This is a genomic window from Bordetella genomosp. 12, assembly GCF_002261355.1.
Lineage (GTDB): Bacteria > Pseudomonadota > Gammaproteobacteria > Burkholderiales > Burkholderiaceae_B > Bordetella.
Genome location: NZ_NEVU01000003.1, coordinates 1,022,054 through 1,035,579, shown reverse-complemented (window position 1 = coordinate 1,035,579; position 13,526 = coordinate 1,022,054). Strand labels below are relative to the sequence as shown.

The following is a 13,526-nucleotide window of genomic DNA, read 5'->3' as shown; positions in this document are numbered from 1 at the left end:
CCCCTCCATGAAGCAAGCATTCCTTTCCGTTTCTTATGTCTGATCCCCGCGCGCTTGGCGTGTTGCAGCGCGTCTTCGGATACGAATCCTTCCGCGGCGACCAGCAGGCCATCGTCGAGCACGTCATCAGCGGCGGCGACGCCCTGGTGCTCATGCCCACCGGTGGCGGTAAATCCCTGTGTTATCAAGTGCCTGCCCTGGTTCGCGAAGGGACGGGCATCGTCGTGTCACCGCTCATCGCCCTGATGCAGGATCAGGTCGATGCCCTGACGGAACTGGGGGTGCGCGCGGCCTTTTTGAACTCCACGCAGGAATGGCAGCAGGTGCGCGAAGTCGAGCGCGCCTTCGTGGCGGGCGAGCTGGATCTGCTTTACGTCGCGCCCGAAAGGTTGCTGACGGACCGTTGCCTGCAACTGCTCGAGCGCGGACGCATCGCCTTGTTCGCCATCGACGAGGCGCACTGCGTGTCGCAATGGGGACACGATTTCCGTCCGGAGTATCTCGGCCTGTCGATGTTGCACGAGCGCTGGCCCGATGTGCCGCGCATTGCACTGACGGCCACCGCCACGGCGACCACGCGCACCGAGATCGCCCAGCGTCTGGCCCTCGATCAGGCACGCCACTTCGTGGCCAGTTTCGACCGGCCCAACATCCGCTACCGCATCGTCGAGAAAAACGAGGTGCGCCGGCAGTTGCTCGACCTGATCCGCAGTGAGCACGAGGGTGATTCCGGCGTGGTCTATTGTCTGTCGCGTGCCCGGGTCGAAGAAACCGCGGAGTTTCTCTGTCAGCAGGGCGTGCATGCTCTGCCTTACCATGCGGGTCTGAGCGCGCAGGTACGCGCCAGCAATCAGTCGCGTTTTCTGCGCGAAGATGGCGTGGTGATGGTGGCCACCATTGCCTTTGGCATGGGCATCGACAAACCCGATGTGCGCTTTGTCGCCCACATCGATCTGCCCAAATCGGTCGAGGGCTACTACCAGGAAACCGGGCGGGCGGGGCGTGACGGCTTGCCGGCCACGGCCTGGCTTGCCTACGGCCTGCAGGACGTGGTGCAGCAGCGGCGCATGATCGATGAGTCGCCAGGCGATGAAAGCTATCGCCGCCGCCTGGGGCAGCAGCTCGATGCCATGCTCGGGCTATGCGAGACGGTGGAGTGCCGCCGGGTCCGCCTGCTGGCCTATTTCGGCCAGACCATCACGGCCTGTGGCAATTGCGACGTCTGCCTGGAGCCGCCCGAAGCCTGGGACGGCACGGTGGCCGCGCAGAAAGCCCTGTCAGCCATCTACCGCCTGGGCAAGGAACGCGGTCAGCGCTACGGGGCGGGACATATCGTCGACATCCTGCGTGGCAAGAGCAGCGACCGCACTCGCCAGCACGATCATGAGTCGCTCAGTGTGTTCGGCGTGGGGGCCGACTTGTCCGAAACCGCCTGGCGCGGCGTGCTGCGTCAGCTGCTCGCCAAGGGCCTGCTCATGGTGGATCACGAGGGGTATGGCACGCTGGCGCTGACCGAAGACAGCCGTGCCGTGCTGCGCGGTGAGGTGCAGTTGATGCTGCGGCGCGAGTCGGAAAAAAAGCCGCGCAGCCGTGGCAATACACGTGCCAAGGCGCCGGTTATCGACTTGCCGGCAGACCGCATGCCGGTTTTCGAAGCGTTGCGCAGTTGGCGCGCGGAAGTGGCGCGCAGCCACGGCGTGCCCGCTTATGTGATCTTCCATGACGCCACGCTGCGCGAGATCGCCCTGGCCATGCCAGACACCCAGGAGGATCTAGGACACGTCAGCGGCGTGGGCGCGCGCAAACTCGAAGCCTATGGCGAGGAAATCCTGCGCTGCGTGGCGCGGCCCCGTTAGGCCTCGCGCGAGAAGAGGTCGCCGCTGCCCGATTGGCTGCCCGCCGGTGGCTGCAGCCCCAGGTGGCGCCAGGTGGTTTGCGTTGCCATGCGCCCGCGCGGCGTGCGTTGCAGGTAACCGTGCTGGATGAGATAGGGCTCGATCACGTCCTCGATGGTGTCGCGTTCTTCGCCGATGGCCGCCGCCAGGCTGTCCACGCCCACGGGGCCGCCATCGAATTTATGCACGATGGCTTCCAGCAGTTTGCGGTCCATCAGATCCAGCCCCTGAGGGTCGACCTCCAGCATGGCCAGCGCCTGGCTGGCCGCGTCGGTGTCGATGCGCCCGTTGGCTTTGACCTCGGCGTAATCGCGGACCCGGCGCAGCAGCCGGTTGGCGATGCGGGGCGTGCCGCGCGCGCGGCGGGCGACTTCGCGCGCGCCTTCGGCGGTGATGTCGGCATTGAGCAGCCCGGCACTGCGCGTGACGATGTGAGCCAGGTCGTCGGTGTTGTAGAACTCCAGACGGGAAACAATACCGAAACGGTCACGCAGGGGGTTGGTGAGCATGCCGGCGCGGGTGGTCGCGCCCACCAGGGTAAACGGCTGTAGGTCCAGCTTGACGCTGCGCGCGGCGGGCCCTTCGCCGATCAGAATATCGATCTGGAAGTCCTCGAGCGCCGGATAAAGAATTTCTTCGACGACGGGAGACAGGCGGTGGATCTCGTCGATGAAGAGCACGTCATTGCGCTCCAGGTTGGTCAGCAGGGCCGCCAGATCGCCCGGGCGCTCCAGCACCGGGCCGGATGTCTGTCGCAGTTGCACGCCCATTTCGTGGGCGATGATGTGCGCCAGCGTCGTCTTGCCCAGCCCGGGGGGGCCAAATAGCAGAACATGGTCGAGCGACTCGCCGCGCTTGCGCGCCGCCGCGATGAAGATCTCCAGCTGCTCGCGCGCGCGATGCTGGCCGACATACTCCTGCAGCGCCTTGGGCCGCAGGGCGCGTTCGATGGATTCTTCATTGGGCGAGACCGGCGCCGGTGTCACCAGCCGGTGGGCATCGGGTCGGGATGAGAGCGAATCGGACTGGATTGCCATGGGGAAAGGCGTCGGGACTGGTTGCTTGTACAGCATTGTCCCATGTCCGGCCCTCCGGCTCCAGCGGCTTGCAGCGACAGTACGCCCCGGGGCAGAATGCGGGCAAGTTACCGGAAGGGGATGAGATGCGTATCCTGGTCACAGGCGGCACGGGGTTTATTGGCCGGGCATTGACCGCCCGCCTGGCGCGGGCCGGGCACCGCGTGATCGTGCCGACGCGCCGGCTGGCCCAGGGCCGCGAACTGCTGGTGTTGCCCACGGTGACCGTGCTCGAGCGTGACGTGCATGACGACGCCGCGCTGGCGTCGCTGCTACGGGGCTGCGACGCGGCCATCAACCTGGTGGGCGTGCTGCACGGCGGGCGCGGCAAGCCTTATGGCAGCGGTTTTGCGCGGGCGCATGTCACGTTGCCCCGGCGGCTGGCGCAGGCTTGCCTGCAGCAGCAGGTGCGTCGCCTGCTGCACGTGAGCGCCCTGGGCGCCGATCGTCAGGGGCCAAGCATGTATCTGCGCTCCAAGGGCGATGGCGAGGCCGCCCTGGCCGCGGTCTATGCCGAGGCGAGGCACGCCGGCTGGACGATATTGCAGCCGTCGGTCGTGTTCGGCCCGCAAGACAATTTCACCAATTTGTTTGCGCGGCTGGCGCGTTGGCTGCCCGTGCTCATGGTGCCGGGCGCGGCCAGCCGCGTGCAGCCGGTCTATGTGGGCGATGTCGTGCAGGCGCTCATCCATCTGCTGGCCACCCCGCTGGCAGCCGGCCGCCGCGTCGAGCTGGCTGGCCCGACGGTCTACACGCTCGCGGAACTGGCCAGCCGCTGCGCGCAATGGAGCGGCCATCGCCGGAGCGTCATGGCCTTGCCGGGGCCGGTGGCACGCCTGCAGGCTGCGCTGTTCGAGTGCCTGCCAGGGCAGCCGCTGTTCTCGCGCGACAACCTGGATACGCTCACGCGTGACAGTGTTGCCAGCCAGGCGCCGGACCCGCTCCTGGGCCTGCTGCCCACGGCGCTCGAGGCGGTAGCGCCGGCCTACCTCGGCCGGCGCTAGTCAGCGCGCCAGCGCTTTGAGCGCTTGACGGATACCGTCCGAAACGCTGATGCCTTCGGGCAGGGTTTTGAGCGCGGCGAGCGATTCTTTCTCCGAATAGCCCAGCGCGACCAGCGCATTGAGGATGTCGCTCTGGCTGTCGGGCACGGCATGCGGCGTGGCGCCGATGTCCGCGCCCAGTTTGCCGCGCATCTCCAGCAATAGGCGCTCGGCGGTCTTTTTGCCGATGCCCGGCACGCGGGTGAGCCGGCCGCTTTCTTGCAGGGTGATGGCTTGCGCGAGTTCGGCCACCGACATCCCGGACAGCACCGCCAGGGCAGTGCGCGCGCCGATGCCGCTGACCTTGACCAGCTCGCGGAACGCGGCGCGTTCGCTGGCCGTGCCAAAACCATAAAGCAGGTGCGCGTCTTCGCGCACCACCAAATGGGTAAACAGCGTCACGCGCGCGCCGTTTTCCGGCAGCGCGTAGAGCGTGCTCATGGGGACGTCGATCTCATAGCCTACGCCGTTGACATCCACGCAGACCACGGGCGGCGTTTTCTCGATCAGGATTCCAGTGATGCGACCAATCATGGGGAGAGTCTTGCCTGAAGATGGGGCCCCTGATACAGCGGCTCCGATGGCGCGATTCTATACGTTCAACCCAGCAGGCGCCCTTTGCGCACTCTTGCCTTGCCGCTGCGCGAGCCGTTGGTCAGCGGCGCGAGGCGGCTTTGCAGGGGGCCGGTGTGCGCATGGCAGATGGCGCAGGCGAGCGCGTCGGCGGAGTCGGGCGCGGGCGTGCCGTCGAGCGACAACAGATGCTTGACCATCATCTGCACCTGCTCTTTGGCGGCGCGGCCGGTGCCCACAACGGACTTCTTGATCTGCAGCGCCGTGTACTCGTGCACATCCAGCGCGCTTTCGGCCAAGGCGCACAGGGCCGCGCCCCGGGCATGGCCCAGCAGCAGCGTCGATGACGGATTGGCATTGAGGAAGACGATTTCGAGGGCAGCCACATCGGGCTGCGTCTCGCGGGCCACCTCGCGCAGATTGTCGAGGATGATCTTCAGGCGCTGCGCCAGGGCCAGTTCCGGCGGAACCACGATGGTGCCGCTGGCCACATAGCGCAGCCGCATGCCTTCGGCATCGATCACACCGAAACCGGTGCGGCGCAGGCCTGGGTCGATGCCGAGGACACGCATCAGTGGCGGAAGTGGCGGGTGCCGGTCAGCACCATGGCGATGCCATGCTCGTCGGCGGCCGCGATGACTTCGTCATCGCGCACGCTGCCGCCGGGCTGGATCACGCACGTCGCGCCCGCGGCCACGACCACGTCAAGGCCGTCACGGAAGGGGAAAAACGCGTCCGACGCCACGGCCGACCCTTGCAGCGTCAAGCCAGCGTTCTCGGCCTTGATCGAGGCGATCCGGGCCGAGTCGATACGGCTCATCTGGCCGGCGCCCACGCCCAGCGTCATCCCGCCGCCGACAAACACGATGGCGTTGGATTTGACGTACTTGGCGACCTTCCAGGCAAAGGCCAGGTCGTTCATCTCGGCTTCGGTGGGCTGGCGCTTGCTGACGACCTTCAGGGCATCGCGCGGCACCTGGAAGGCGTCGGGCGTCTGCACCAGCCAGCCGCCGCCGACGCGCTTGACGTCGAAAGCGTTCTGGCCGGCGCCGGCCGGGACTTCCAGCACACGCACGTTCTTCTTGGCGGCCAGGATGGCCAGCGCGGCGCCGTCATAGGCGGGGGCCAGCAGCACTTCCAGGAACTGCGCGCTCACCGCCTCGGCGGTGGCGGCGTCCACCGGACGGTTAAAGGCGATGATGCCGCCAAACGCCGAAGTGGGATCGGTCTTGAAGGCTTTTTGATAAGCCTCCAGGTTGCCGCTGGCCACGGCGACGCCGCAGGGGTTGGCATGCTTGACGATGACGCAGGCCGGGGTGTCGAAGCTGCGCACGCACTCCCAGGCCGCGTCGGCATCGGCGATGTTGTTGTACGAGAGTTCCTTGCCTTGCAGCTGCCGGTAGTTGCCCAGCAGGCCGGAGGGGCGCTGCGCATCGACATAGAAGGCGGCGGTCTGGTGAGGATTCTCGCCGTAGCGCAGCGCCTGTTGCTGTTGGACCTGCAGAGTCAGGGTGCGGGGCCATTCGTTGCGGGCCGGCACGGCATCCTGGGCCGGCGCGGCGTCGGCCAGGCTGGTCAGGTAGGCGGCGATCGCGCCATCGTACGAAGCGGTGTGCGCATAGACCTTGGCGGCCAGTTCCAGACGCAGGGCGTAGGAAGTGGCGCCAGCCTGGTCCATTTCGGTCAGCACGCGGCTGTAGTCGGTCGGATCGATGACGACGGTCACGCCGCCGGCTTCCGTGCCGTGGTTCTTGGCCGCCGCGCGCAGCATGGCCGGGCCGCCGATGTCGATGTTTTCGACCGCGTCGGCAAAGGAGCAATCCGGCTTGGCGACGGTTTCGCGGAAGGGATAGAGGTTGACCACCAGCATGTCGATGCGGTCGATGCCGGCCGCGGCGATCGTGTCCATGTGCTCTTGGCTGTCGCGGCGCGCCAGCAGGCCGCCGTGGATCTTCGGGTGCAGCGTCTTGACGCGGCCATCGAGGATCTCCGGCGAGCCGGTGTGCTGGGCCACTTCGGTGACGGTCAGGCCGGCGTCGGCCAACAGGCGGGCGGTGCCGCCGGTCGAGAGCAGGCGCACGCCGCGGGCGGCCAGCGCGCGGGCAAATTCCACGATGCCGGTCTTGTCGGACACCGAAAGCAGAGCAGTTTCGATTTTCATGATGGTGGTGGGTCAGGGCATCCCTTCAAGGGATGCGGATACAGGGAAATCCGTCTATCGGGCGATCAGGGCTGGATGTTGTGGGCCAGCAGCTTCTTGCGCAGCGTGTTGCGAGTGATGCCCAGCATCTCGGAAGCGCGCGACTGATTGCCGCCAGCTCGTTCCAGGGCCACTTCGAGTACCGGGCGCTCGACGCAGCGCATCACCATGTCCCACATGTCGTGGGGTTCGGAATCACCCAGGTCTTCGAAATAGCGCTCCAGGCTGGCGCGCACGCATTCTTCCAGGACATCTTTTTTGCTCATTTGGTTTTGAGTACAGATATTTTTATGGTGAGGCTGGCGCTTATGCCGCCAGCAAGTTCGAGGTGACGGCATGGCTTGGATTGCCGGCACCCATAAGCGAGTGATCGAACCAGTCGGCCACCGCGCGGAATTGATCGGCGGTGTTGTCGATGAGGTTCATGCGGGCGCGGAAGGATTCCGCGCCGGGCAGGGTGTCGATATACCAGCCGATGTGCTTGCGCGCCGTGCGCACCCCGGTGTGCTCGCCGTAGAAACGGTAGTGATCATCCAGGTGTTCGAGCAGCAGGTCGCGCATTTCGGCGTGGCTGGGCGCGGCCAGCGTCTGGCCGGTGCGCAGATAGTGATCGATTTCGCGAAAAATCCACGGCCGGCCTTGCGCGGCGCGGCCGATCATGACCGCGTCGGCGCCCGTGTAGTCCAGCACCTGGCGGGCTTTTTCGGGGCTGTCGATATCGCCATTGGCCACCACCGGGATGCCGATCTCGGCCTTCACGTCGCGGATGGTGTCGTATTCGGCGTGGCCGGTGTACAGGTCGCAACGTGTGCGGCCGTGCAGCGTGAGGGCGGCGATGCCGCTTTGCTCGGCCAGGCGGGCAACGCGCAAGGCATTGCGGCTTTCGCGGTCCCAGCCGGTGCGGGTCTTGAGCGTGACGGGCACGCCCAGGGGAGCGCAGGCGCTCACCACGGCGTCCAGGATGCGGGCGATGAGATCCTCGTGGCGCAACAGCGCCGATCCCGAGGCCAGATTGCAGACTTTCTTGGCCGGGCAGCCCATATTGATATCGATGATGCGCGCGCCTTTGTTGATATTGAACACGGCGGCTTCTGCCATCATCGCGGGGTCTGCGCCGGCGATCTGCACCGAAATAGGGGCTATCTCGCCTTCATGATTGAGGCGGCGCGAGGTTTTCACGCTGTCCCACAGGCGCGGATTGCTTGCCGCCATTTCGGACACGGCATAGCCCGCCCCCAGCCGTTTGCACAACTGGCGGAAAGGACGATCCGTCACCCCGGCCATGGGGGCGACGAAAACATTGTTGGAAAGAGACCAGGGGCCGATGCGCATGCTCACATTTTAACCGTCTTGGGCCTGGCCCCATTTCCGAGAGCCCGCCCGAAGTGAATTCGGCGGGCAATGGCGGCGCCAGCCCCCTTTTGAGAGGCCGATTGCGAAGGGCGTCCGTGACGAACGCGCTCGAAGCGACAGCTAGACGCGCAACCCCTGCAGAAGATGGCGCGCCAGCGGCGCGCGCAAGGGGGCGGCGAGGTCCAGCGAGAGCAGGGCCAGCCCGCAGGCGTGCTCGACCGGCGCCAGGCCGGTGGCGAATACGCGAGGCATGAGATCGGTCAGGCTCGCGGTGAGCCAGCGGTCGGCGCTGCGGGCCCGCGCGAAATCGCGCAGCCGCTCGCGCGGGTCTTGCCCGCTTTGCCAGCCCAGCAACGATTGGGACAGCTGCGCGGCGTCGCGCAAGCCCAGATTCAGCCCTTGCCCTGCCACGGGGTGCAGTGTCTGGGCGGCGTTGCCGATGGTGGCCACGCGCCCCTGCGCCTGGGCGTGCCGGGCTTTGAGTTCCAGGGGGAAGATATGGCGGGGAGCCTGGCTCGTCAGGCGGCCCAGCCGTTCGCCGAACGCCGCGCTCAGTTGGGCGGAGAACTGCGCATCATCCAGGGTGGCCAAAGTCTGGGCGCGCTCGGGCGCCACGCACCACACGACGGAGTAGCTATCGGGTTGCTGCGGATGGGGCAGCATGGCCAGCGGCCCTTCGGCCGTGAAACGCTCCCAGGCCCAACCGGGGCGCGGCAGGCTGGCGCGTGCGCTGGTAATGACGGCATGCTGGCCGTAGTCGCGCTTGAGGTCGGTGCCGGCGGCGCCATCGCATTGCACGGCGATACGACAGGAAATACCGGTCTCGCCCTGCGAAAGCGTGACGCCCTCGGCGTCCTGCGACACGAGGCGGGCCGCCTCCCCGGCGAGCACCGTCACACCGCTTTGCGCGACGCGCTCGGCCAGACGGCTGTGCAGCGCGCCGTAAGGCACGACGCTGCCCAATTGCGGCACGCCGAAGTCTTCATGGCCGATGAGCGTGCGGCCCAAACGGCCCCGCTGCGACACATGGATGTGCCGGATGTCGGCAAATTGCGTCGGCCAGGCGCCCAGGCTGTCGAGCAGCACGCGGCTGCCATGGTTCATGGCCAGGACACGGGGATCCGCCGCAGGCAAGGTGCGTGCCGGCGTTGGCTGGCCAGCCAGCAAGGCGATGCGTTCGGGGTGCGCACTGGCGCGCGCCAGCAGCAGTGCCAGCGCCTGGCCAACGGGGCCCGCTCCGAGGATCGCAATGTCGTAAACCGATTGATTCATAGCGCGATTTTACCCGGGGGTTCAACTTGCGGCGCGGCCGCCCTAGAATGTGGCTCGATCCGCGGGCGCCGCCCGCCCGCTCCGGAGGCTGACGATGACCCAGGCGCAGACACTGGCACCCCCCCCGCGCGCACCGCGCAGCAAGGTGACCGCGGGGCTGTTGGCCTGTCTGTTGGGCGTGGTCGGCGCGCAGGGCTGGTATCTTGGCCGGCGTCACGCCTGGGTCGTGACGCTCTACGCCGTGCTGTGTCTGGCCGGTACGCTCGCTTTCGCTTCGTGGTGGGACAACCCGGCCTTCTTTCTATTGTTCATCCCCATAATCGCCGGTTTCATCGAGGCTGCCGTCTACAGCCTGATGGCCGATCATAAATTCGATCAGCGCTATAACCCGGGCCTGGGCCCGGTGTCGCGCACGGGCTGGCCGGCGGTATTGGTGGCTTTGCTGTCCTGTCTGGCCGGCGGGATTGTGTCCATGCTGGCCGTGGCCATGGTGGTGGTCTACGTCTGGACGGCCATGGGCTGGCTCGACGGTTACGTCTTCTAGCCGGCGGCCCGGCGCTATTCGCGCATCAGGGCTTCGATTTCCCGAGCGTCGACCGGCACGCCCCGGGTGATGAGCTCGCAGCCGGTCTCCGTGACCAGCGCGTCGTCCTCGATGCGGATGCCGATGTCCCAGAATTTGGCCGGCACGTCGTCGGCGCGGCGGACGTAAATGCCGGGTTCGATGGTCAGCATCATGCCGGGCTGCAGCGTGCGCCACGGGCCGGGGACCCCGGGCGAGGTCGGCGCTTCTCGATAGTCGCCCACGTCGTGCACATCCAGCCCCAGCCAATGGCCGGTGCGATGCATGTAGAACCGGCTGTACGCGCCGGATTCGAGCACGCCGTCCAGGCTGCCGCGCAGCAGCCTTTCGTCGAGCATGCCCTGGGCCAGTACGCGCAGCGCCGCCTGATGGCCATCGTCCCAGTTGTGGCCGGGGGTGGTGGCGGCCACCGCCGCCTGCTGCGCGGCAGCGGTCAGATCGTAGAGGGCGCGTTGCGCGCCGCTGAAGCGGCCATTGACCGGGAAGGTGCGGGTGATGTCGGAGGCATAGCTGTCGTACTCGCAGCCGGCATCGATGAGCACGAGCTCGCCATCGCCCAGTTCGGCATCGCCCGCCTGGTAGTGCAGGATGCAGGCATTGGCCCCGGAGGCCACGATGCTGTTGTAGGCCACGCCCTGGGCGCCATGGCGGCGGAATTCGTACAGCAACTCGGCTTCGAGCTCGTATTCGCGCATCCCCGGCCTGACGGCGCGCATGGCGCGCGCATGCGCGCCGGCCGAGATGCGGGCGGCGCGCCGCATGCTGGCGATCTCGGCCGCATCCTTGACCACGCGCATGTCGGCTAGCAGCGGATTGAGGTCGCGCAGCGCCGCGGGCGGGCGGGCGCCAAAGCGCCCCTGCTCGCGCGCAGCCTGCATCCAGGACTGCACCCGCGCGCCGACGGCGGCGCCGGCGGTCTGGGACAGCCAGAGGTTGGGCTGGTCCAGCAGCCATTGCGGCGCCAGCTCATCCAGGCTGTCGACCGGATGGGCGTCGTCCATGCCAAAGCGCTGCGCCGCCGCTTCCGGGCCCACGCGCAGACCTTCCCAGATCTCGTGCGCCTCATTGCGTGCGCGGCAAAACAGCACGGCGCGCGTGTCGGCGCCGGCAATCAGGATCAGCCACGCCTCGGGCTCGATGAACCCGGTCAGATAGTAGAAGTCGCTATCGTGGCGGTAGGGGTAGTCGGCGTCGCGATTGCGCAGCGCCTGGGGTGCGGTGGCGATGACGGCCACGCCGCCGCCCTGGGCTTGCATCCACTCAAGGACACGGCGGCGGCGGGCCACGAAGGCGGAAATATCGGCGGCAGGCAGGCTCATAATCGCGGGCAGACAGGGGCAGGCGGCAACTCGCTTACTGTACCCCACGGGCAGGATGGGCATCGCTGGCGGTTTGGCGCGGCGCTGCTACAATCGCGCCACTGTCATTGGGGAGTAGCCATCCTTTGTTTCCCCAAAGGAGTCAGCGTCAACAAACTTGGTGGATTATCCCCATGGCGCTGGCAGCCTGGCAGCACCGTCAACCGGTGCGTGCTTCGGGCCCGGCGAGACCTTTGGCCACATGGCGTTCACCCCAGCCGGGCGAGCCGCTTTGTTGCGCCAAAGTTGTCTGCTCGCTCGGCTGCCCATCATGTTTCTCTCGATATTTCTGTTTCTGCTGGCCGCGGCGATCATCTATTTCGCCTGCGAGTTTTTCGTCAATGGCGTCGAATGGGTCGGCCACCACTTTCGCCTCGGGGCCACCGCCACCGGCACGGTTCTGGCCGCCTTTGGCACGGCGCTGCCCGAAAGTGCGGTGACGTTCATGGCGGTGGTCTTCGGCCAGACGCCTGAGCAAAAAGATATTGGCGTGGGCGCGGCCATGGGCGGCCCGCTGGTGCTGGCCACGCTGGCCTATGCAGTGGTGGGGCTGGCGCTATGGCGTGCCCGACGCGCCGGCCAGTCCCTGGCCATCCATGCCGATCAGCCGCGGTTGGCGCGCGACCAGGCATGGTTCATGGGGATTTTCGTCTTCAAGGTCGGGTTGGGGCTGCTGGCCTTTGCCTGGAAACCCTGGCTGGGCATACTCTTTCTCGGCATTTACGGGCTCTACGTCAAGCGCGAGCTCTCCAATGACGAGGAGAGCCTGGCCAGCGAGGATCTGCAGCCGCTGAAGTTGCGTCCGCGCGACAGCAATCCCTCTTTGTTCTGGTCCTGTATGCAGACGCTGCTCGCCTTGTTGGTGATCGGCGTCGCCTCGCATGTCTTTGTCCGCCAGATCGAGTTTCTGGGCGTTGCCATGGGCGCCTCGCCCCATCTGGCCGCCTTGCTGCTTGCGCCCGTCGCCACCGAGCTGCCCGAGATCATGAACGCGCTGATCTGGGTGCGGCAGGGCAAGGAGCGCCTGGCGCTGGCCAATATTTCCGGCGCCATGATGATCCAGGCGACCATCCCGAGCGCGCTGGGGATATTCATGACGCCTTGGTTGCTGGACGGCCCTTTGCTGGTCGCGGGCCTGATGACGCTGCTGGCGATCATGCTGCTGTGGCTGCGTTTCCGCCAGGCGCGCATGAGCGTGCCCGCCCTGACCGCCGTGGGCGGGCTTTACGGGGTGTTCGTGGCCTATCTGGGCTGGCATTTCTACGCCTGATGACCGGATTGGCGCGCCGGCCGGAAGCGGCCGGCGCTTTTTTTACGCAAAATCTTGTCCATCAGTACAAACCCGCGTAAAATTCTTCTGTTTTCAATCTCAGGAGTTGTTCTGTGAACACCGATTCCGGCGACAGTAGTAGTCGATCTTGTATCGACATCGCTGCTTAACAGGAACACGCAGAACCACTCTGCCGCGCCTGTTGAGTTATGCAGGTTGCGGCGTCCCGCCCAAAACTGATAGTGGCCTGATGCGTCTTTGACGCCATCGCGCCGTCATTCAGCAAGTCTTTCAGCAGCACGCTGACGAGGCAGGGCAGTCTCCCCAACACCTACGCCAGAACCGCCGTTTTTTCGCGTGCCCGCGTTGCGCCGTCCGTTTGCGCACCCGTGTACCGAGAGAGCCGGCGTGCGTGTTCGCAGTGCGTCTCCGCTTTGCTGTACGGAGGTCGTTATGCGCTTTTTCGACTTGTTCCTGCGTCGCGCCGGTGTGGATCGTGCCGGCTCCCAGAACCGCCGCCCGGGTACGTCGCGGCTGACCGTCGTATGCCCGCGCGATGCGCTGGGCGACGTGCGCAAGCAGATTTGCCTGGATTTTTCCGCCGCCGGCTTGCGGGTGGCGCATTTCCAGGTAGACACCTCGCAGCACGCCGATCTCGCCTCGGCCTGTGTCACGGTCAATTGCCCGCCCGAACTGCGCGGGGAACTGATGTCCCAAGCCAAGCGCCTGAGCGCCAATCCCGTCGTGCGCCAGGTGCGTTTCGGCGCACGCGCCGCGAACGCCTGATCCGGCCGCGCCTCTTCACTCTCATCCCCTTCCAGGAGCGTCATCTCATGCCCGCTACCGCCGACCCCGAGCCTCGATGGCGCCGGGCGCGCAAAGCGCGACGCTCCATGCGACGCT

General features: G+C 66.6%; 13 protein-coding genes and 1 riboswitch. Of the genes, 5 read left to right on the top strand and 8 right to left on the bottom strand.

Going from position 1 to position 13,526, the window contains the following annotated elements; genetic code table 11:
• The first annotated feature begins 35 nt into the window (after nucleotides 1-35).
• Entirely contained in the window at nucleotides 36-1,856 is a 1,821-nt protein-coding gene (gene recQ / locus CAL22_RS16970) for a DNA helicase RecQ (protein WP_094815275.1), read from the top strand.
• Here recQ and ruvB read toward each other — a convergent pair.
• On the bottom strand, nucleotides 1,853-2,932 hold the full coding sequence (gene ruvB / locus CAL22_RS16965; RefSeq protein WP_094815273.1) for a Holliday junction branch migration DNA helicase RuvB: 1,080 nt from the start codon (nucleotides 2,930-2,932) through the stop codon (nucleotides 1,853-1,855). The genes recQ and ruvB overlap by 4 nt on opposite strands.
• A gap of 125 nt (nucleotides 2,933-3,057) precedes the next feature.
• Between ruvB and CAL22_RS16960 the strand changes: the two genes are divergently transcribed.
• A complete protein-coding gene (locus CAL22_RS16960; RefSeq protein WP_094815271.1) occupies nucleotides 3,058-3,975 on the top strand; it encodes a complex I NDUFA9 subunit family protein in 918 nt (305 codons plus the stop codon).
• On the opposite strand, the gene ruvA is transcribed toward CAL22_RS16960, so the two are convergent.
• The 6 genes from ruvA to CAL22_RS16930 all read right to left on the bottom strand — a co-directional run bounded on the left by ruvA (nucleotide 3,976) and on the right by CAL22_RS16930 (nucleotide 9,412).
• A complete protein-coding gene (gene ruvA, locus CAL22_RS16955; protein ID WP_094815269.1) occupies nucleotides 3,976-4,548 on the bottom strand; it encodes a Holliday junction branch migration protein RuvA in 573 nt (190 codons plus the stop codon). It abuts the gene before it with no gap.
• 65 nt (nucleotides 4,549-4,613) lie between these two features.
• Nucleotides 4,614-5,159, bottom strand: coding sequence for a crossover junction endodeoxyribonuclease RuvC (ruvC, locus tag CAL22_RS16950; protein WP_094815267.1), 546 nt, complete (start codon nucleotides 5,157-5,159; stop codon nucleotides 4,614-4,616).
• Nucleotides 5,159-6,748, bottom strand: a complete 1,590-nt coding sequence (gene purH, locus CAL22_RS16945; RefSeq protein WP_094815265.1) for a bifunctional phosphoribosylaminoimidazolecarboxamide formyltransferase/IMP cyclohydrolase — start codon at nucleotides 6,746-6,748, stop codon at nucleotides 5,159-5,161. The genes ruvC and purH overlap by 1 nt, the downstream gene beginning before the upstream one ends.
• Before the next feature lie 65 nt (nucleotides 6,749-6,813).
• Nucleotides 6,814-7,053 (bottom strand): helix-turn-helix domain-containing protein, encoded by a 240-nt coding sequence (locus CAL22_RS16940; RefSeq protein WP_029578960.1) that lies wholly within the window; start codon nucleotides 7,051-7,053, stop codon nucleotides 6,814-6,816.
• A 40-nt stretch (nucleotides 7,054-7,093) separates the two neighbouring features.
• The gene (gene dusB, locus CAL22_RS16935) at nucleotides 7,094-8,119 is read right to left on the bottom strand and encodes a tRNA dihydrouridine synthase DusB (RefSeq protein WP_094815263.1); all 1,026 of its coding nucleotides are present in this window, start codon (nucleotides 8,117-8,119) and stop codon (nucleotides 7,094-7,096) included.
• A gap of 141 nt (nucleotides 8,120-8,260) precedes the next feature.
• Nucleotides 8,261-9,412: a UbiH/UbiF/VisC/COQ6 family ubiquinone biosynthesis hydroxylase gene (locus CAL22_RS16930; protein WP_094815261.1), complete on the bottom strand. Its 1,152-nt coding sequence runs from the start codon at nucleotides 9,410-9,412 to the stop codon at nucleotides 8,261-8,263.
• A gap of 94 nt (nucleotides 9,413-9,506) precedes the next feature.
• Between CAL22_RS16930 and CAL22_RS16925 the strand changes: the two genes are divergently transcribed.
• Entirely contained in the window at nucleotides 9,507-9,956 is a 450-nt protein-coding gene (locus CAL22_RS16925; protein WP_208622024.1) for a TM2 domain-containing protein, read from the top strand.
• A gap of 14 nt (nucleotides 9,957-9,970) precedes the next feature.
• On the opposite strand, the gene CAL22_RS16920 is transcribed toward CAL22_RS16925, so the two are convergent.
• Nucleotides 9,971-11,314 carry an aminopeptidase P N-terminal domain-containing protein gene (locus CAL22_RS16920; RefSeq protein ID WP_094815259.1) on the bottom strand — a complete coding sequence of 448 codons (1,344 nt, stop codon included), beginning with the start codon at nucleotides 11,312-11,314 and terminating at the stop codon, nucleotides 9,971-9,973.
• A gap of 97 nt (nucleotides 11,315-11,411) precedes the next feature.
• A riboswitch (yybP-ykoY riboswitch) is annotated at nucleotides 11,412-11,577 on the top strand.
• A gap of 47 nt (nucleotides 11,578-11,624) precedes the next feature.
• Here CAL22_RS16920 and CAL22_RS16915 point away from each other — a divergent pair.
• Complete coding sequence (locus tag CAL22_RS16915) at nucleotides 11,625-12,623, top strand: sodium:calcium antiporter (protein ID WP_094816736.1); 999 nt, start codon at nucleotides 11,625-11,627, stop codon at nucleotides 12,621-12,623.
• A 453-nt stretch (nucleotides 12,624-13,076) separates the two neighbouring features.
• Nucleotides 13,077-13,409, top strand: coding sequence for a hypothetical protein (locus CAL22_RS16910; protein WP_094815257.1), 333 nt, complete (start codon nucleotides 13,077-13,079; stop codon nucleotides 13,407-13,409).
• The last annotated feature ends 117 nt before the right edge of the window (nucleotides 13,410-13,526 follow it).